Annotated in this window: 14 protein-coding genes; 5 read left to right on the top strand and 9 right to left on the bottom strand. The window is 73.2% G+C overall.

Annotation, left to right across the window (positions count from 1 at the left end):
• Positions 1–87 precede the first annotated feature (87 nt).
• The 5 genes from ACZ6TV_RS21865 to ACZ6TV_RS21845 form a co-directional block, all read right to left on the bottom strand.
• On the bottom strand, positions 88–1104 hold the full coding sequence (locus ACZ6TV_RS21865; protein WP_465299049.1) for an aspartate-semialdehyde dehydrogenase: 1017 nt from the start codon (positions 1102–1104) through the stop codon (positions 88–90).
• A gap of 148 nt (positions 1105–1252) precedes the next feature.
• A complete protein-coding gene (locus tag ACZ6TV_RS21860; RefSeq protein ID WP_465299281.1) occupies positions 1253–1540 on the bottom strand; it encodes an Lrp/AsnC family transcriptional regulator in 288 nt (95 codons plus the stop codon).
• A gap of 36 nt (positions 1541–1576) precedes the next feature.
• Positions 1577–2404, bottom strand: coding sequence for a nucleotidyltransferase family protein (locus ACZ6TV_RS21855; RefSeq protein ID WP_465299048.1), 828 nt, complete (start codon positions 2402–2404; stop codon positions 1577–1579).
• A complete protein-coding gene (locus ACZ6TV_RS21850) occupies positions 2401–2916 on the bottom strand; it encodes an NUDIX hydrolase (RefSeq protein ID WP_465299047.1) in 516 nt (171 codons plus the stop codon). Before ACZ6TV_RS21850 ends, ACZ6TV_RS21855 begins: the two co-directional genes overlap by 4 nt.
• Before the next feature lie 18 nt (positions 2917–2934).
• Positions 2935–4746, bottom strand: coding sequence for a RelA/SpoT family protein (locus tag ACZ6TV_RS21845; protein ID WP_465299280.1), 1812 nt, complete (start codon positions 4744–4746; stop codon positions 2935–2937).
• Between the two features lie 762 nt (positions 4747–5508).
• Between ACZ6TV_RS21845 and ACZ6TV_RS21840 the strand changes: the two genes are divergently transcribed.
• The gene (locus ACZ6TV_RS21840; protein WP_465299046.1) at positions 5509–5748 is read left to right on the top strand and encodes a hypothetical protein; all 240 of its coding nucleotides are present in this window, start codon (positions 5509–5511) and stop codon (positions 5746–5748) included.
• Positions 5749–6811: 1063 nt separating this feature from the next.
• On the opposite strand, the gene ACZ6TV_RS21835 is transcribed toward ACZ6TV_RS21840, so the two are convergent.
• Entirely contained in the window at positions 6812–8545 is a 1734-nt protein-coding gene (locus ACZ6TV_RS21835; RefSeq protein ID WP_465299045.1) for a DEDD exonuclease domain-containing protein, read from the bottom strand.
• 38 nt (positions 8546–8583) lie between these two features.
• Positions 8584–9531, bottom strand: coding sequence for a GAF domain-containing sensor histidine kinase (locus tag ACZ6TV_RS21830; protein WP_465299044.1), 948 nt, complete (start codon positions 9529–9531; stop codon positions 8584–8586).
• A 127-nt stretch (positions 9532–9658) separates the two neighbouring features.
• Between ACZ6TV_RS21830 and ACZ6TV_RS21825 the strand changes: the two genes are divergently transcribed.
• From ACZ6TV_RS21825 to ACZ6TV_RS21810, 4 genes are all read left to right on the top strand, one after another.
• The gene (locus ACZ6TV_RS21825; RefSeq protein ID WP_465299043.1) at positions 9659–11056 is read left to right on the top strand and encodes an NYN domain-containing protein; all 1398 of its coding nucleotides are present in this window, start codon (positions 9659–9661) and stop codon (positions 11054–11056) included.
• Positions 11057–11127: 71 nt separating this feature from the next.
• Complete coding sequence (locus ACZ6TV_RS21820; RefSeq protein ID WP_465299042.1) at positions 11128–11349, top strand: hypothetical protein; 222 nt, start codon at positions 11128–11130, stop codon at positions 11347–11349.
• Positions 11350–11380: 31 nt separating this feature from the next.
• On the top strand, positions 11381–12637 hold the full coding sequence (locus ACZ6TV_RS21815; protein ID WP_465299041.1) for a M48 family metallopeptidase: 1257 nt from the start codon (positions 11381–11383) through the stop codon (positions 12635–12637).
• A 901-nt stretch (positions 12638–13538) separates the two neighbouring features.
• A complete protein-coding gene (locus ACZ6TV_RS21810) occupies positions 13539–14678 on the top strand; it encodes a glycosyltransferase family 4 protein (protein WP_465299040.1) in 1140 nt (379 codons plus the stop codon).
• An 843-nt stretch (positions 14679–15521) separates the two neighbouring features.
• On the opposite strand, the gene ACZ6TV_RS21805 is transcribed toward ACZ6TV_RS21810, so the two are convergent.
• Both ACZ6TV_RS21805 and ACZ6TV_RS21800 read right to left on the bottom strand, forming a co-directional pair.
• On the bottom strand, positions 15522–16190 hold the full coding sequence (locus ACZ6TV_RS21805) for a response regulator transcription factor (protein WP_033362529.1): 669 nt from the start codon (positions 16188–16190) through the stop codon (positions 15522–15524).
• A 32-nt stretch (positions 16191–16222) separates the two neighbouring features.
• Positions 16223–17764: a sensor histidine kinase gene (locus ACZ6TV_RS21800; RefSeq protein ID WP_465299279.1), complete on the bottom strand. Its 1542-nt coding sequence runs from the start codon at positions 17762–17764 to the stop codon at positions 16223–16225.
• Between the last annotated feature and the right edge of the window lie 48 nt (positions 17765–17812).

Here is a 17812-nt window from a genome sequence, read left to right as displayed (position 1 = left end):
TCTCCCCCCCCCCCCCCCCTCCCCTCCCCCCCCCCCCCCCCCCCCCCCCCCCCCCCCCCCCCCCCCCCCCCCCCCCCCCCCCCCACCTCACTTGACCAGGAGCTCGGCGATCTGGACGGCGTTGAGGGCCGCGCCCTTGCGCAGGTTGTCGTTGGAGACGAAGAGCGACAGGCCGTGCTCGACGGTCTCGTCGGCGCGGACCCGGCCGACGAAGCTCGGGTCGGCGCCGGCGGCCTGCAGCGGCGTCGGCACGTCGGTGACGACGACGCCGGGCGCGGTGACCAGCAGCTCCAGCGCCCGCGCGACGGAGATCGCCCGCTCGAACCGGGCGTTGAGCTGCAGCGAGTGGCCGGTGAACACGGGCACCCGGACACACGTGCCGGAGACCTTGAGGCCGGGGATCTCGAGGATCTTGCGGCTCTCGTTGCGGAGCTTCTGCTCCTCGTCGGTCTCGAACGAACCGTCGTCGACGATCGCACCGGCGAGCGGCAGCACGTTGAACGCGATCGGCCGGGCGAACTGCTTCGGTGCCGGGAACTCGACGGCGGACCCGTCGAACGCGAGCGCGGCGGCGCCGTCGGCGACCTTGCGGACCTGCTCGTCGAGCTCGGCGACCCCGTTGAGCCCGGCGCCGGACACCGCCTGGTAGGTGGCGGCGACGAGGGCGACCAGACCGGCCTCGTCGTGCAGCGGGCGCAGCACCGGCATGGCGGCCATGGTGGTGCAGTTGGGGTTGGCGATGATGCCCTTCGGGCGGTCCGCGATCGCGTGCGGGTTGACCTCGGCGACGACGAGCGGCACCTCGGGGTCCATCCGCCAGGCGGACGAGTTGTCGACGACGACGGCACCGGCGGCGGCCACCTTCGGCGCGAGCTCCTTCGACGTGCCCTTGCCCGCGGAGAACAGCACGATGTCCAGGCCGGAGTAGTCGGCGGTCGCCGCGTCCTCCACCGTGATCTGCTGGTCCTGCCAGTCGATCGGCCGGCCGGCGGAGCGGGCGGACGCGAACAGGCGCAACTGGGTGACGGGGAACTGACGCTCGGCCAGGATGTGGCGCATGACGCTGCCCACCTGGCCCGTGGCTCCGACGATGCCGATCCTCATGGGCGTCGAGGTTACCGCGTCACCGCGGCACGTTCGATGCGATTTGCCGCACTCCCGACGCTGTCAGCAGGACAAACAGGGGCTTCTTGCGGTCCTGCCGCCGAAGGGACGCACGGCTTTCTGCGAGGCGCGGCAAAAAACCCGGAAATTAGTCCGTGTCGGGAAGGCCGATCGAGAACGCCTCTTCGAGGTCGTGCTGCGAGTAGGCGCGGAACGCGATGTGCGTGTCGGTGTCGACGACGCCGGGCACCTTGGAGATGCCACCGGCGATGACGTCGGCGATCTCCTCGTACTGCCGGACCCGGACCATCGCGATCAGGTCGACGTTGCCGGCGACGGAGTAGACCTCGCTGACCCCGGGGAGGTTGGCGATGTTCTCGGCCACCTCGGGGATCGAGTCGGTGGCGCAGTCGATGAGGACGATCGCGGTGATCACCTGCGGTGCTCCTTCCAGCATGTGGACATCGTCATGCTAGTCGGCGGCGACGGTGAGCTCCCGCCCGACCCGGACCGCGTCGCGCAGCGTCTCGCCCTCGCGCACCTCGGCGCCCGGCCACACCACCGCCCGGCTGACCCGCCCGGCGACGACGGCCCCGCTCCCGACGACCGCCTGCTCGACGACCCCCGTCACGACGGCGTCCCCGGCGATGAGGTTCCGCTGGTGTACGGCGTGCAGGTTGGCCTTCAGGTAGTCCCGCGGCGTGCCGGTGTCGAGGTAGGTGCCGTCGTACTCGACCACTTCGAGGCGCCCCTCCCGCTCCGCGGGCCGCCACGTGGTCCGCACCAGGTCGGACGGGACCGCCTCCAGGCCCTTGACGAGGTCCCACGGCAGCAGGGAGAACCCGGCGAAGCGATGCTCGCCGAACTCCTTCGGCGGCCCGGGCACGCCGAGCATGCGCACGGTCGTGCCGTCCCAGTCCCGCAGCAGCCCGGCGATGTCGGAACCCGCCACCTCCCCGGCCGGTGCCAGGTACGCGTCCGCGTTGCCGACGAGGACGCCGCGGCCGGCGATCCAGTCCTTCAGCAGCGCGACGCCGCCGGCGGTGCCGAACGGGTCGCCCGGCTCGACCGACAGGTGCGCGCGGTCGCCCACGTGCGCGACGACCTGCCCGGCGAGGTAGCACGCGTTGACCGCCAGGTCGGCCGGGCCGGCGATGCCGAGCGCCGCGACCCTGGCCATGGCCCTGTCGAGGAGCGCCACGTTGCCGACCGGGCACAGCGCCTTCGGCAGGTGCTCCGTCAGCGGCCGCAGCCGCCGTCCCTCACCGGCGGCGAGGATCACCGCGCAGATCGCCGTCATTTCGTCAGTACCTCGGGGTAGTCCTTGTACGGGCCGATCCCGTAGTGCGCGAGCAGCTGCGACGTCGACACGGTCAGCGGCGGCAGCGTGTCGAGCCGGTGCCAGGCGGCCTCGATGACCTCGGCGGCGTCGATGGTGAACTCGTCGGACGGCTCGACCTCGGTCTCGAACACCATGTCGACCCACTGCCCGCGGGTGTGCACGACGGCGTTGGGGTTCGCCGGGCGGAAGCGCTCCGGCGGCAGCACGATCCCGGTCTCCTCGGCGAGCTCACGCGCCGCGGTCTGCACCGGCCGCTCGCCGCGGTCCATCAGGCCCGCCGGCAGCGACCAGCCCGCGCCGGGCGGCTGCCGCAGCAGCAGGATCCTGCTCGCCTCGGGGTCGCGCACGAGGATGACGGCGCCGATGGTGTACGTCGGCTGGAACGTGCGCACGATGCGGCGCTTCCAGCGGGCCGGGAGACGGTAGAACGTCCGGTACGCCACCATGCGCAGTTGTTGTTTTACCGCCATCCCGGAAAGGCTAGCCGCCTACCTGGGGGAGTGGTCGACCAGGGCGATCAACTCCTCGACCACCTCGTCCGCCGTCCGGCTGTGGTCGGCGACAGCGACGAGCAACGTTTCGAGGTCCGGGTATCCGAGCCTGGTCGCCAGGCGCACCAGCGGCAGGTCGCTGGCCAGGCCGCGGCCCTGCCGGCGCAGCGCGAGCCCGATCGCGAGCCGCCCGAGGCGCACCTTGTTGGCGACGGTGATCGCGGGTGCCTCGTGCGCCTCGAACCACCGGCTGATGTGCAGCCTGGCGTGCGGCGTCTTCACGAAGTCCAGCCACTCCGACGACGGCCCCCGCGCCGGGGCGTCGGCGTCGAAGTCGAACTCGTCGCGCTGCCCGGTCCGCGTGATGATCTCGACCGTGTCACCGTCGGCGAGCGGCGACGACACCGCGATCAGCCGCCCGTTGACCTTCGCGCCGATACATCGGTTGCCGACGTCCGCGCCGAGGATGTACGCGAGGTCGACCGGCGTCGCGTCCTGCGGCAGCAGCACGGGCCGGCCGCCGGCCTCGGCGAGCACCAGGATCTGGTCCTCGGCGAGGTCGCACCGCAGCGAGGCGATGAACTGCGACGGGTCGGACGCCGCCGCCTCCCAGTCCAGCAGCCGCCGCAGCCAGTTGAGCTGCTCGGCCTTCGACGCCGGGCCGAACCTGGCCGCCGCGTGCGGATACCGGAAGTTGGCGACGATGCCGTACTCGGCGGCCTGGTGCATCTCCTCGGTGCGGATCAGCACCTCGAGGGAGCGGCCCTCGGGCCCGGACACCGTCGTGTGCAGCGACTTGTAGTTGTTGCCCTTCGGCGTGGCGATGAAGTCCTTGAACCGTCCCGGCACCGGCCGCCACTTGCCGTGCACCGCGCCGAGCGCGGCGTAGCAGTCGGTCTCGGGCCCGTCGACGATGATGACGACCCGCGGCATGTCGTGCGGGTCCTCGTAGTTGCCGTCGACGGTGTCCTTCCAGATCGAGTACAGGTGCCGCGGCCGCGGCGAGACCTGCGCGTCGATGCCGAACTTCTTCAGGTCGGCGTTGACGGCGGTGATGACCCGCTCGAGGTAGCCGTCCCAGCCGGTGCGCTGCCGCACGAACTCGTCGATCAGCGCGTACCCGCCGGGGCTGACCGCCCGCAGCACCCAGTCCTCGAGCTCCCGCTTCAGCGCCTGGATGCCGAGCCGCTCGCACAGCGGGATCAGCACCTCCCGCGTCGCCGTCGCGATCCGCACCTGCGACTTGATCGACCGGGCGTCGAGGGTACGCATGTTGTGCAGCCGGTCGGCGAGCTTGATGACGAGGACCCGGACGTCCCGCCCGGCGGCGACGATCATCTTCCGGATCGTCTCGGCCTCGGCGTCGGCGCCGTAGAACATCTTGTCGAACTTGGTGACCCCGTCGACGAGCAGCGCCACCTCCCCGCCGAAGTCCCGCTCGAGCGCGCCGAGCGTGTAGTCCGTGTCCTCGACCGTGTCGTGCAGCAGCGACGCCACGAGGGTCGTCGTGTCCATCCCGAGGTCGGCGAGGATCTCGGTGACCTCGAGGGGGTGCGAGATGAACGGCTCGCCGCTCTTGCGCATCTGCCCGCGGTGCATCTGCTCGGCCGTCGAGTACGCCCGCCGCAGCAACGCCACGTCGCCCGTCGGGTGGATCGTCCTGTGCGACCGCAGCACGTTGCCCATCGGGTCCTCGGTCGACTGCCACGGCAGCATCGCCCGCAGCCGCGAGCCGATGATCGCCGAGTACGTCGACGTCGGATCCCCGGGCACCGCCCCGCCGACCAGCGCCGAGTACGACGACGGCACCGGCGGCACGGGCGTGTCCTCGGTGGGCGGCGCCGTCAACCTGGCCCGGGGCGCCGCGAACCGGTCGTCGACCCCCGCCGCCCGCCTGGCCCTGCCCGCGTCGGCCGTCGCGGCCGCGCCGTCCGCGTCGCTCTTGGCCTGTCCCTTGCCGGCGGCCGCGTCCGTGGCCTTGGCCTTCGCCGGGTCGCTCTCGGCGGTCGTGCCGGCGCCCTGTTCCGCGCCCTTCGCCGGCCCTTCGCCGGCGGTCGTGTCCGCGAGCTTGCCTGTGGCGGTCGTGTCCACGCCTGTGGCGGTCGTGTCCGCGGATCTGGCTGTGGCGGTCGTGTCCGCAGGTCTTCCGGCGGTCGTGTCCGCGGGTTTTCCGGTGGCGGTCTCGCCGCCGGACCGCTCGTTCCTGGGCCGCTCACCCGCGGGGCGTGCCGCCGGCGGCCGCTCGTTGGCCGGCCAGTCCCTGCGGCCGTCGCCCTGATCCTGGGACGTCCGCTGCCCCTGCGGCACCCGCTGCCCTTGCGCCGCCCACAACGCGGCCGTCTCCTGCTCGTCCCGCGACACCCGCCATGCTCCGGGCTGCCCCGGCACGCCTTCACCGGCGGAACCCGCCGCACCCCCGGACTCGACCGGCCCGCCGTCCGAGCGGCGCTCGTCCTCCACCGGCACCCGCTGCCCGGGCGCCGCGTCGCTCAAGGTGTCGTCCCACGCCACCGAGCGCTCTTCCGCCCCGACCACACCCACCTGTGCACGGCCGTCCACCACACCCCTGCCGTGCTCGCGATGCCCTGCGCCGGGCTCCGCGGTCACGCCCTCGACCTCGCGCCGGCCGGCCCCGCCCGGGGGCTCCGCGTCGCGCTCGTGGAGGTCCTGGGCGGCCCCGTCCTGCGGGCTCTTACCCAGCGAACCCGCGTCCCGCGGCTCCTCGCCCTGCCGGTCCTGGTCCCGTTGATCCCTCTCCCGCGAGGCAACGCCGCCATGCTCCGAGCCTTGCCCGCCGGACTCGTCCTGTGACGTGCTGTCCCGGGGCGCCCCAGCATGCGGAGCTCCGTCGGGCGAGGCGCCGTCATGCTCCGTGCCATGCCTGCCGGACTCGTCCTGTGACGTGCTGTCCCGGGGCGCCCCAGCATGCGGAGCTCCGTCGTGCGAGGCGCCGTCATGCTCCGTGCCACGACCGCCCGACCCGTCGCGCGGTGCCTTCTCCGGTGGGGGCCCGTCCTGCGGAGCTCTGCCTTGCGGGGGCTCGTGCGGGGTCCTGTCGTGCGGCACCGGGTTGTGGTGGCCCGACCGGTGCCCACCCGAGTCGTGACCGGCGGGCTCGCGATCGTCTGGGTCGTGACCGGCTGGGTCGTGACCGCCCGAATTGCGACTGCCTGGGTCGTGGCCGGCGGGCTCGCGGCCGGCTGAGTCGTGACCGCCCGAGTTGCGGCTGCCTGAGTCACGACCGCCTGCGTCGCGACCGGCGGTGTCATGACCGGCGGGGTCGTGGCTGCCCGCGTCGTAGCGGTCCGCGGGGTGGCGGTCGGGGTCGGCGTGGTCGGTGGGGGACCTGTCCGCATACGCCCGGTCGCGCTGCCGGTCCTGCTGCACCCTGTCCCTCGTGTTGCGGTCCGCGTGGCGCTCCGCCGGGTGCGCGGGCTGGCGCCGCCGGGCCGGGGACGCGGGCACGTTGATCGCGGCGGTCGGCAGTCCCCGCGGCCCGAGCAGGACCTCGCCCACCGCGTCGCGCAGCTGGTGCGCGTCGGTGGTGCCGGGAGTCTGCGGCGCCGCCCCGCCGACCGTGAACCCCGTCGGCAGCGTGTGCACAAAACCCGCCGGTTCGGTGGACTTGCCCCCGGGCGTCAGTGGGTCCAACATGAACTCGCTGTGCGCGGACGCGGACCCGGAGTTGGCACCTTCAGCGCCGGTGACCGTGGAGGGGCCAGCATCCAGGGGCGCGCCGGACTGATGCAGACCGGGCTCCATGCGGCACCTCCTCACCGACGGGCCGGGCGGGCCTGGGTTTGGGTAGGTTCCAGCCTAGTTTCCCTCGTGGCATCCGATCGGTCATTTGAGTATGTGCGATCGTCCGATGTGCTTAGCCTTCCAAGTCGATCCGGACCGACGCGGCGGCCTCCGCGCGGGTGAGGAACGGGCGCCATCGCCCGGCGCCGGACGCCGGGGAGGACCAGCCCATATCGGCCTTGACCAGCCGCGTCTCCGGTCGCTCGAGCCAGGCGAGGATGCGCTCGGTCTCCTCGGGCGTCGCCCGTGGCGTCGGCCCGTGGCCCGGCTGGACGGTCTCAGCTGTGGCGAGAACCACATCCAGCGTCGGCTGTGGATGCACCCTGGGGGGTGACACGCCCGCCGCGGCGAGCCGGCCGTGCCGGACCACCGCGAGCTCCCAGCCACCCTTCGCGGACGGGCGGGCGGCGATCAGCTCGGGCAGGCTGGTCAGGGAGGCGAGCCGCTGCATGCGGATCGCGGCGCGCAGGAACGTGATCAGCCGGGTGCGGATCGTGGCCGCGTCCTCGAAGCGCTGCGCGGCGGACAGGGCCTCGATGCGGGCCATGAGGCCGCGGACGACGGGGCCGGGATCACCGGTCGTCGCGGTGCGGAACGGCTCGGCGGCCGCCGTCTCGTAGTCGCCGGGGGAGATGCGGTGCTCGCACGGCGCCGGGCAGCGGCCGAGCTCGGCGAGCGCGCACGCGGGGGTCTTGGTGCGCAGGGACAGCTTGTGGGTGCACTGGCGGATCGGCAGCGCGTCATAGATGCCGGCGGCGGCGAGCTCGGCGCCGCGCCGCGAGCTGAACGGGCCCAGATAGGCGGCGCCGTCGGGCTGCACCTCGCGCACCACGGACAGCCGCGGATAGGTCTCGCCGGTGAGCTTGAGCCAGATGACGCGCTCGGGGAACTTGGAGCGGCGGTTGTACGGAGGCTTGTGCGCGGCGATCAGCCGCAGCTCTCTGACCTCGGCTTCCAGGGAGTGCGCGCAGAGAATCGCCTCGACCCGCTGCGCCGCGTTGATCATCTCGTCGATGCGGGCGCGCTTCTCCGCGGCCGTGAAATAGCTGCGGACGCGGGTGGCGATCGACGAGCTGGTGCCGATGTAGAGCGGGCGGTCCTTGTGACCGCGGAACACATAGACGCCCGGCGCGTCGGGCAGGCCCTCGGCGAGGTGGCGCTTGCGCCGCTGGGCCGGGCTGACCGCCTTGACGAACTCGATCGTGTCGCCGATGGTGTGCACCTTGTGGCTGCCCAGCCGGGCGATCAGCCCGTGCAGGACGTCGACGGTGGCGCGGGCGTCGTCCAGCGCCCGGTGGATCGGCTGGGTGCTCGCGTGGAAGTGCCGGGCGAGCGTGGACAGCTTGTTGTTGGGCACCTCGTCGGCGACCAGGGCCCGCCGGGCGATCGCGGCGGTGTCGAGCACGATCGGCTTCGGCCACGCATAGCCGTGCTTGGCGCAGGCGGCCTTGAGGAAGCCGGTGTCATAGGGCGCGTTGTGCGCGACCAGCACGGCACCCGCGGCGAACTCGAGGAACGCCGGCAGCACCGTGTCGAGCTTCGGCGCCTCGACGAGCATCGCCTCGGTGATGCCGGTCAGCACGGTGATGAACGCCGGCAGCTGCTCCTCGGGATTGACCAGCGTGCCGAACTCGCCCAGGACCTCGCCGCCGCGGACCTTGACCGCGCCGATCTCGGTGATGCCGCCGCCGTCGGGCGCGCCGCCGGTCGTCTCCAGGTCGACGACCACGAACGTCGAGCTGAACAGCGTCGCCGCGCGTGGGTCGTCGAACAGGGCATCGAGCGTTTCCTGGTGGTAGTCGGCCACGCGCGCACACTACGACCAGGGTGTGACAAAAAATCGCCTCAGTGCGGCGGGAAGCGCAGCTCGAACCGGACGTCCGGCGAGCCGACGGCCGCGTTCGTCCTGACCACGGTCGCTTCGTGGTCCCGCAGGATCTCCGCCACGGCCCGCGGGACCAGCTCGTCCGCCTCGCGCGTGCCGTCGAGGTCGGCCTGCCACTCCGGGGCGATCGAGCCGCCCGCGTGGCTGATCTGCACCGTGGGCGCCGGTGCGCTGATCACCCGCACCGCGACCCTGCCGCCCGCCGGGGCGACCTTCAGGGCCGAGAAGACCACGTAGTCGAGGGCCCGCGACAGTCTGCCTGGATCCGCCTGTACCGACGCCGCATCGGTCACACCGAGGGTGATGGCGATGTTGCGGGCGTCCGCGATCGGCCGCAGCTCACGGATCCGTGCCTCCGTGAGATAGGTGAGATCCACTGACCGCTGCTCGGGCCTGCCCTCCAGGACGGAGGTGGCGACCAGGCGGCGCAGCTCGAGCAGCTCCGTGACCTGCTTGGCGAGCGCGCGCAGGGCCCGCATCTGGTCGAGGTTGAGCCGGTGCGGCGAGTGGTCGACCACGCACAGCGTGCCGAGGGCGGCGCCCTCGCTGGTCAGCAGGGGCGCACCGGCGTAGAAGCGGATGCCGTCCTCGCCCGTGACGAACGGGTTGTCGGCGAAGCGCGCGTCGGCGGTGGCGTCCGGCACCACCATCAGGTCGCGGCCCATGATCGCGTGGGCGCAGAACGCCACCTCGCGGGGCGTCTCGCTCATCCCTTCGATGCCGGTCTTGGCCTTGAACCACTGCCGTTGGGTGTCGACCAGGGTGACCAGGGAGATCGGCGCGCCGCAGACCTCCGATGCGATCCGGACGATGTCGTCGAAGTCCGTCTCGGGTGGTGTGTCCAGGACCGCCAGGCCCTGCAGCGTCGAGATCCGCTCCGCTTCGTTCTCGGGCACCGGCGGTTGCATGTGTACCTCCTCGCTGCATTCCCAATCGGGTGAAATAATGATATGTCAGCTTTTAGCCTTTCGAGGGAAGCCCGCGCTCCTGGAGGTCATCCGGGGCGAATCTGGTCGACAATGCGACACTGGACTGATGCCCGCGCACGACGCTCCGGACGACCTCGACGACGAGGCCGCGGTGACGTCTGCGCCGGAGGAGCTCGACCTGCCGGACGCCGACGGCGGGATCGAGCCGGTGCTGCCCGAGGCCATCCGCCAGCGGGTCATCTCGCTGGCCGCCGGCGCCATGACCGGCCTGCCCCTCGACGAGCTGCCGATGCCGCTGCGGCGGGTCGCGAAGTTCGCGCCGAACCGGCGCGCCCGCCTCGGCGGTCCCGTCATCGCGATGCAGCTGTCCGGCGACCCGTTGCTGCGCCAGCGCCTCGCGACCAGGGTCGTCAACGAGGCCGGTGACCTGGGCGCCGCGATCCTGGAAGGGGTCGCGCCGCCGGCCGCCGACCCGGTCGAGGTCGCCGCGCTGGCCTATCTCGCCCGCCCCGACGGCTGGCGTGACCTGGTCGAGCACGCCACCGACACGGTCCGCGCCGAAGCGCAGGGTGCCGCCGCGTCCGAGCGCGTCCGCGACGTCGAGCAGCGCCTCGCCCGCGCCGAGCACGACCGCGCCGTCGCCCGCGTGGAGGCCGACAAGCTCCGCGACGAGCTGGCAAGGCTCCGCGACGAGACCGCCGGCCTGCGCGAGGAGGTCCGCTCCCTGGGCAAGGCGCTGCGCGAGAGCCAGGCCAAGGAGCGCAAGGCGACCGACATGCTGGCCAGCGAGAAGGGCCGGGCCACCCGGGCGACCGCCGACCACGACGCCGAGCTGCGCCGGATGCGCGCCAGGCTCGCCGAGGCGGAGACCGCGGCGGGTGCCCAGCGGCAGAGCGCGAAGGACGCCCGCGCCGTCGACGACGCCCGGCTGTGGCTACTGCTGGAGACGATCGGGCAGGCCGCCGTCGGGCTGCGCCGTGAGCTGGCCCTCGACCCCACCGAGCGGCTGCCGGCGGACTTCGTCGCCGACCACGACGCCGACCGCCCGGACAACGCGCCCGGCGCCGCCGCGGCCCGCGCCCTGGACGCCGACGACCCCGCCCGCCTCGACCAGCTGCTGAGCCTGCCGAAGGCGCACATGATCGTCGACGGGTACAACGTCACCAAGAAGGGCTACGGCGAGCTCTCCCTGGAGCAGCAGCGCAACCGCCTCGTCGCCGGGGTCGGCGGGCTCGTCGCGCAGACCAGGGCCGAGGTGACCGTCGTGTTCGACGGCGCCGAGCGGGTCGTCGGGCTGCCGCCGGCGCCCCGCGGCGTCCGGGTCCTCTTCTCCAAGAAGGGCGAGACCGCCGACGAGCTGATCCGCCGCCTGGTCAGGGCCGAGCCCGCCGGCCGGCCGGTCGTGGTGATCTCCTCCGACAAGGAGGTCATCGACGGTGTGCGGCGCCACGGCGCGTACCCACTGGGCAACGACACCCTGCTTCGCCGCCTTTCACGCTCCTGACCTGCGGAAACGCGTTTTTGTCATACCCCCCGCTTACCGTGGAGCTACAGACGGTCAACGGAGGAGGAGCGATGCTCGTCGACTGCGAGACCTGTTCAGTGCGAGGCAACGCCTGCGGCGGCTGCGTGGTGACCCTGCTGCTCGACGCCCCACCAGCCGTGCACCAGCTCGGCGCGGCCGAGGTCCGGGCGATCGAGGTGTTCGAGCGGGCGGGGTTCGACGTCACCGTGCTCGACCCCACCCACGTCGAGGCCCCGGCACCACGCCGGTCGAGGCGGCACCGCGCCGCATAAGCTTGCGGAGTTTCCGACCAGGAGGTGCGGCGTGACCCCTCGCGCATGGGCGGCGATCACCCTCGCGGCACTGCTCGTCGCGGTCGCGGTGGTCGCGGCGCTGCGGGTGCCGTGGTCCGCGCCTCCGGCACCGCGCGCCGACCAGCTCGCCGCGCTCGACACGCTGTCAGCCGACGCCGTGGCCAAGGGCAGGGCGTTCCACTCGGCGCTGCGCCCCGGCACCTATCTGTCCCTCGCGCTCGGCCTGCTCGTCGCGCTCCTGCTCGGCCTGACCCCGGCCGGCGCGTGGATCGTCGAGCAGGTGTCCCGGCCGTTCGGCGGCCACTGGCTCGCCCGCGCGCTGCTCGGCGGCCTCGCCGTGGTCTTCGCCGGCGAGGTCGTGACGCTGCCCGTCGCCGCCTGGCGCCAGTCCATCCTCAGACGCTATGGGCTCTCCACGCAGGACTGGTCCGCCTGGACCGTCGACATGCTCAAGGGCTATGCCGTCGGCGCGGTGATCGGCGCCGTCGTGCTCGTCGGCTTCTTCACCGTCACCCACTTCGCGCCCCGCTGGTGGTGGGTGTGGGCGGCGGCCGGGGCGGCGCTGCTCACGGTGCTGCTGTCGTTCATCTTCCCGGTCCTGGTCGAGCCCGTGTTCAACAAGTTCACCCCGATGCCCGAGGGCGAGCAGCGGACCCGGCTCATGGCGATGGCCGAGCGCGACGGCGTCCCCGTCCGCGACGTGCTCGTCGCCGACGCGTCCCGCCGCACCCGCGCGGTCAACGCGTATGTCTCGGGCCTCGGCCCGACCCGCCGCATCGTCGTCTACGACACCCTGCTGGAGAAGGCACCCCCGGAGGAGGTCGAGTCGGTCGTCGCGCACGAGCTCGGCCACGCCAAGGACGGCGACGTGTTCACCGGCACGCTGCTCGGCGCCTTCGGCGCGGCCGCCGCCGTCTGCGCGCTCTATCTGCTCGGCTCGTGGGGCGCGCTGCTGCGCCGCGCCGGCGTCGACACGATCGGCGAGCCCCGCGCGGTCGCCCTGCTGCTCGCCGTCGCCACCGTGGCGGGCCTGTTCGCCGGCCCGGTGCAGGCGTTCGTGTCCCGCCGCGTCGAGGCCCGCGCCGACCGGCACGCCCTGGAGCTCACCGGCGACCCGGCCGGCTTCGAGGCCATGCAGGGCAGGCTCTCCCTGGTCAACCTCGGCGACCCGGACCCCAACCCGGTCGAGCAGTTCCTGTTCGGCTCCCACCCGACCGCCGTCGAGCGCATGGCCGAGGCCCGCGCCTGGGCGAGGGGCGAGCGATGACCACCCTCACCCTGCCGCCCCGCGCCGCTGTTTCGGGTTGCGCTGCTGTTTCGGGCCGCGCTGCTGTTTCGGGTTGCGCTGCTGTTTCGGGTCGTGCTGCCGTTTCGGGTCGTGCTGCTGTTTCGGGTCGTGCTGCTGTTTCGGGTCGTGCTGCCGTTTCGGGCCGTGCTGCCGTTTCGGGCCGTGCTGCCGTTTCGGGCCGTGCTGCTGTTCCGGGTCGTGCTGCTATCTCGGGTCGTGCCGTTTCGGGTCGTGCTGCCGTTTCGGGTCGCGCAGCCGTGCGCCGCCGGGTGGCTGTTCGGGGTGCGACCGGCGGTGGCACGCCGTCGGCGACGTCCGGCGCCCACTGGTTCGGCGGCGACCGCGTGGTGCGTCTGGGCGCGCGGGGCGGTCCCCGCGCCGTCGCTCCGTGCCATGGTGCGGTTCGACGTACAGCGACCGGTGGAGACATCTGGCCGGCGATGCCTCGTGCGCAGCGGTTCGTGGGCGTCCGCGTGGTGCGTCTGGGGGCGCGGGGCGGTTCCCGCGCCGATGCTTCGTGCCATGGAGCGGTTCGACGCACAGCGGCCGCGACCGGTGAACGCGCGTGGCCGGCGATGCCTGGTGCGCAGCGGTTCGTGGGCGACTGTGTGGTGCGTCCGGGCGCCGGGGGCGGTGCTCCGGGTCGCGGGGGAGTTCGCTGCGGAGCGGCTGTCCGGGTTGCGGGAACGGCGCCGACCGCCGCTGGTGCTCTCACGCCAGGCCCGGAGCGCCGGTGCCCGGCTGACACGATCGACCTTGCCCGACCCTGCTCGACCCACACCGGGAAGGGCGGCGGGCAGCGGTGCCGCGGCGGCGCCGCAGGCCGTGGACCCGGCGCCGTGGCGGGGGCCGGGGCACGGAGCAGCCGGGCGGGGCGGCGATGACCACACTGCTCGTCACCAACGACTTCCCGCCCAGGCCGGGTGGGATCCAGCAGTTCGTGCACAACCTCGCGGTGCGGCAGCCCGCGGGCTCCGTGGTCGTGTACTGCTCGACGTTCCGGGACGCGGACAAGTTCGACGCCGAGCAGCCGTTCGAGGTCGTGCGGGAGTCGACCGGCATGCTCCTGCCCACGCCCGGCGTGGCACGGCGCGCGGCCGAGATCGCCCGGGCGCACGGCTGCGACAGCGTCTGGTTCGGTGCGGCCGCGCCGCTCGGGCTGCTCGCCGACGGGCTGCGGCGCCGGGCCGGTGTCGAGCGGGTCGTCGCGCTCACCCACGGCCACGAGGTCGGATGGGCGGCGCTGCCGGGTGCCCGGACGCTGCTGCGGCGCATCGGGCGAGGCGCCGACGTCGTCACGTACCTCGGCGAATACACCCGCACCCGGCTCGCCAAGGCCCTCGACGGGCTCACGTCGCTGCAGCGGCTGGCACCCGGCGTCGACGTCGACGCGTACTCACCGTCGGTCGACCGGCAGCTGGTCCGGGCCCGTCACCAGCTCACCGACCGCCCCGTGATCGTGTGCGTGTCGCGTCTCGTGCCTCGCAAGGGCCAGGACGTGCTGATCCGGGCGCTGCCGCGGATCCGCCGCGCCGTGCCCGGTGCCGCCCTGCTGATGGTCAGCGGCGGTCCGCACCGGGCCACGCTGGAGCGCCTCGCCCGAGAGCACGACGTCGAGCGCGACGTTGTCTTCACCGGCTCCGTCTCGTGGGCCGAGCTGCCCGCCCACTACGCCGCCGGCGACGTCTTCGCCATGCCCTGCAGGACCCGGCGCCGCGGCCTCGACGTCGAGGGCCTCGGCATCGTGTACCTCGAAGCCTCCGCCACCGGGCTCCCCGTCGTCGCCGGCGACTCCGGCGGCGCACCCGACGCCGTCCGTGAGGGGGAGACCGGGTTCGTCGTCCCGGGCCGCGACGTGGCCGCCGTCGCCGACCGCATCACGACCCTCCTGCTGGACCCCGCCCTCGCCGCGAGGATGGGTGCCGCTGGCCGTGCCTGGGTCGAGTCGGACTGGCGCTGGGAAACCCAGGCGGACCGCCTCCGCGCCCTGCTCACCACACCCCCGGACCGCACCACCTGACCGCCCGCCCGGCACCCGGCCCGGTTGTGTCCGCGTGGTCTCGTGCCGGGCTTGCGACGGACGGTCGCGTGCGGACAAGAGCGCCCCGCATTCGGTCTGGCGTCGGGAGAATTCGGCGGACCGCCCCTTCGCCCCGCTCACCGTTCCCGGACCGCATCGCCTGACCAGCCGGCGCTCGGCTGACCAGCCGGCGCCCGGTCATAAGCCCGTCGCCCGGTTGGTCGTGTCCGCGGGGTCTTGTGCTGCTGGGCGTGCGACGGACGGGTTGCTTGCCCGGGGAAGAGCGCCCCGTGTTTCGTCTGCTGCTGGGAGGCTCGGCGGCCCGCCTCTGCGTCTTGCTCGCCGTTCCCGGACCGCATCGCCTGACCGGCCGCTCACCCGGGTGTCCGGTCACGCGTCCGGCAGCCGGTCGGTCGTGTCCGCGTGGTCTCGTGCCGCCGGGCGTGGGACGGACTGGTCGCTGGGGAACGGCGTCTGGTGCCGGGAGACCTCGGCGGCCTGCTCGCCATTCCGGACCGCATTGCCTGACCAGCCGATATCCGGCCCCGGCGCCCGGTCAGGCGCCCGGTATCCGGGGTTGGCCGGGCGTGCCGGGTCTCGTGCTGACGGCGTGCGACGGACGGTCGCCCGCCGGGAAGAGCACCCCGCATTCCGTGGGGAGACGGGGCGGGGAAACGAGAAAGCGGCACCAGGAAGACATTCACTGCGGTCCTGTCGCCGCGACCAGGGTCAATGCCGCACGGGAGGTCATGCGTGCCCGGGGAAACGACAGGCTGGCCGTTCTGGGGGTTGGGGGCAGATCGGCCAGCGCCTATCGAAAAGTCGGGGAACCGGAGGAACGGGTCAGAACTTCGGGGCGTCCGGGGCTTCGAGGAGGCCGAGACGCAGCGCGGTCATGAGGGCCTGGGCGCGGTTCGCGGCGCCGAGCTTCTCATACAGCTTCGAGATGTGCGTCTTCGCGGTGGACTCGGAGACGAACAATTGCTTGGCGATGCCCGCGACGCTCATGCCGTCGGCGAGCAGGCGCAGCACCTGGCCCTCGCGGGGGGACAGCTGCGGGCCGCTGGGGGCGAGGCGCCGCTTCATCGCCTCGGCGAGGTCCGCCGCGGTGAACGCGGAGGGCGCCGACGCGGCGTGACGGGCTGCGGCGACGACCTCGTCGGCGGGCGCGGTCTTCGGCACGAACGCCGACGCGCCGGCTTCGAGGGCGCCGAAGAGCTGGTCGTCCCCGGCATACATGGTCAGGACCACGATGCCCATGGTGTTGCTGGTCTTGCGCAGGGCCCTGGTCGCCTCGAGGCCGCTGCCGTCGGGGAGGCGCAGGTCCATGATGACCACGTCGGGCTGCAGGGCGCCGGCCTGGCGGATCGCCTCGGCGGCCGTCGCGGCCTCACCCACCACCTCGAACTGACGGTCACGCTCGAAGGCGTGCCGCAGTCCTCTGCGGATGAGATCGTGGTCGTCGACGAGCAGAACTTTGGTGCGCGTCGTCGGCGTCGCGGTAGTCGACATTCCCGGTGCTCTCTCCCTCTGGTGCCTTCACGCTACCGCGCACGCGGTGCGGTTCCGAGCACAACCGCCACTGTTGTCCCATTCGGCACGCGCGGTGTGATCTCCAACCGGCCTCGGATACGTTCCGCTCTCTCGGCCATGATCGCAAGACCATAGCGTCCGTCAGGGCGGTTCTCACCGATGCCGCTTCCATCGTCGGAGATTTCTACCTGTGCGAACGGTGGATCGACCGCGCACGTTACCCAAAGATTCTCCGCGCCGGCGTGTTTCCGCGCGTTCGTGATGGCTTCCTGGGCAATGCGCAGCAGTTCTGCCTCGACCGCGGCGGGCAGTCGGGCGGTGGTTTCGTCGAGCGAGAGGTGCACGCGCAGCCCGGCCGAGGCGCCGACGGTGCGCGCGTAGTCGGCGATCGCGGCGGTGAGCCCGCCGTACCGGTCGACCTCGCTGCGCAGCTCGAACAGCGACAGCCGCAGCTCCGTGATGACCCGGGTGACCTCGGCGCGCAGGATGCGCAGCTCCTCCTCGGCGGCGGTGGCGTCGGGCAGCGCGGCGACCGCGTTGTCGATGCCGTAGCCGACCATGACGAGCTCCTGGGCGACGCCGTCGTGGATCTCACGGGCGAGCCGCTGGCGCTCCTCGGTGGTGGCGAGGGAGCGGACCTCGTCGAAGAGCAGCGCGGCCTCCAGGCGCAGCGCGGCCGCGCCGGTGAGGCCGGTGACCCGGGCGAGGACGGCCGGCGGGTACGCGCCGGCGCTGTCACTCTCCAGGATGATGAGCCCGACGGTCCGGACGCCGGCGACGAGCGGCACGACCATCGAGGAGATGTCCCGGCTCGGCGCGACCGAGCGGGCCTGCGAGCGGCCCGACACGACCGGCTGCTGCGTCGCCCACGCGTCGGCGACGGAGCTCTCGGTGTCCAGGGCGGTCTCCCAGTCGAGGCGCTCCACGCCGGCCTGGGCGAGCACGACGAGGCGGCCGCCGCCGCTGCCGGACAGCACCGCGCCGCGCGAGGACGGGACCATCGCCCGGACCTCGTCGAGGAGGTGCTCGGCGAGGCCGCCGGGGTCGAGGGTGGCGCCGGGCAGCTGCCGGGCGACGCTGCGCAGCTGGGTGAGCAGCCGGGTCGCCTCCACGTAGGGCTGCGGCGTCTCGTCGGTGCGCCGGGCGAGGAAGGCCCGCTGCAGGATCCCGGCCTGGTAGGCGCCGATCCCGGCGAAGACCAGCCACTGCAGGCAGCTGCTCAGGTACGGGCGGTCGCCGAGCACCCCGTCGATGGCCCCGCCGGCGGCCAGGACGACCGCCGCGGCCGCCAGGTGGGCGGTGGCGACGACCAGCCCGGAGGCGAGCGCCGCGCCGATGACGGGCACCGGCAGGTAGACGAGGAAGACGGTGTCGGCGGTCGACGCGGCGAGCGCGACGATGAGCACCTCGGCGGCGCGGCCGAGCTGCGCGACCCGGTGCCCGGGCGGCGCGACCGTGGCGATCGCGACGGCGAGCAGCAGCAGCACGAGCCACAGCAGCTCCGGCGCGCGCGCCCCGTCGATGAGCAGGAGCGCCGCGACGAGCGCGAGCATCAGGACACGAACCGTGATCACGGCGCTTCTGGGGCGGTCGCCCAGCAC

Source organism: Dactylosporangium sp. NPDC051087 (assembly GCF_055586325.1).
This window is presented reverse-complemented; position numbering and strand designations above follow the sequence as displayed.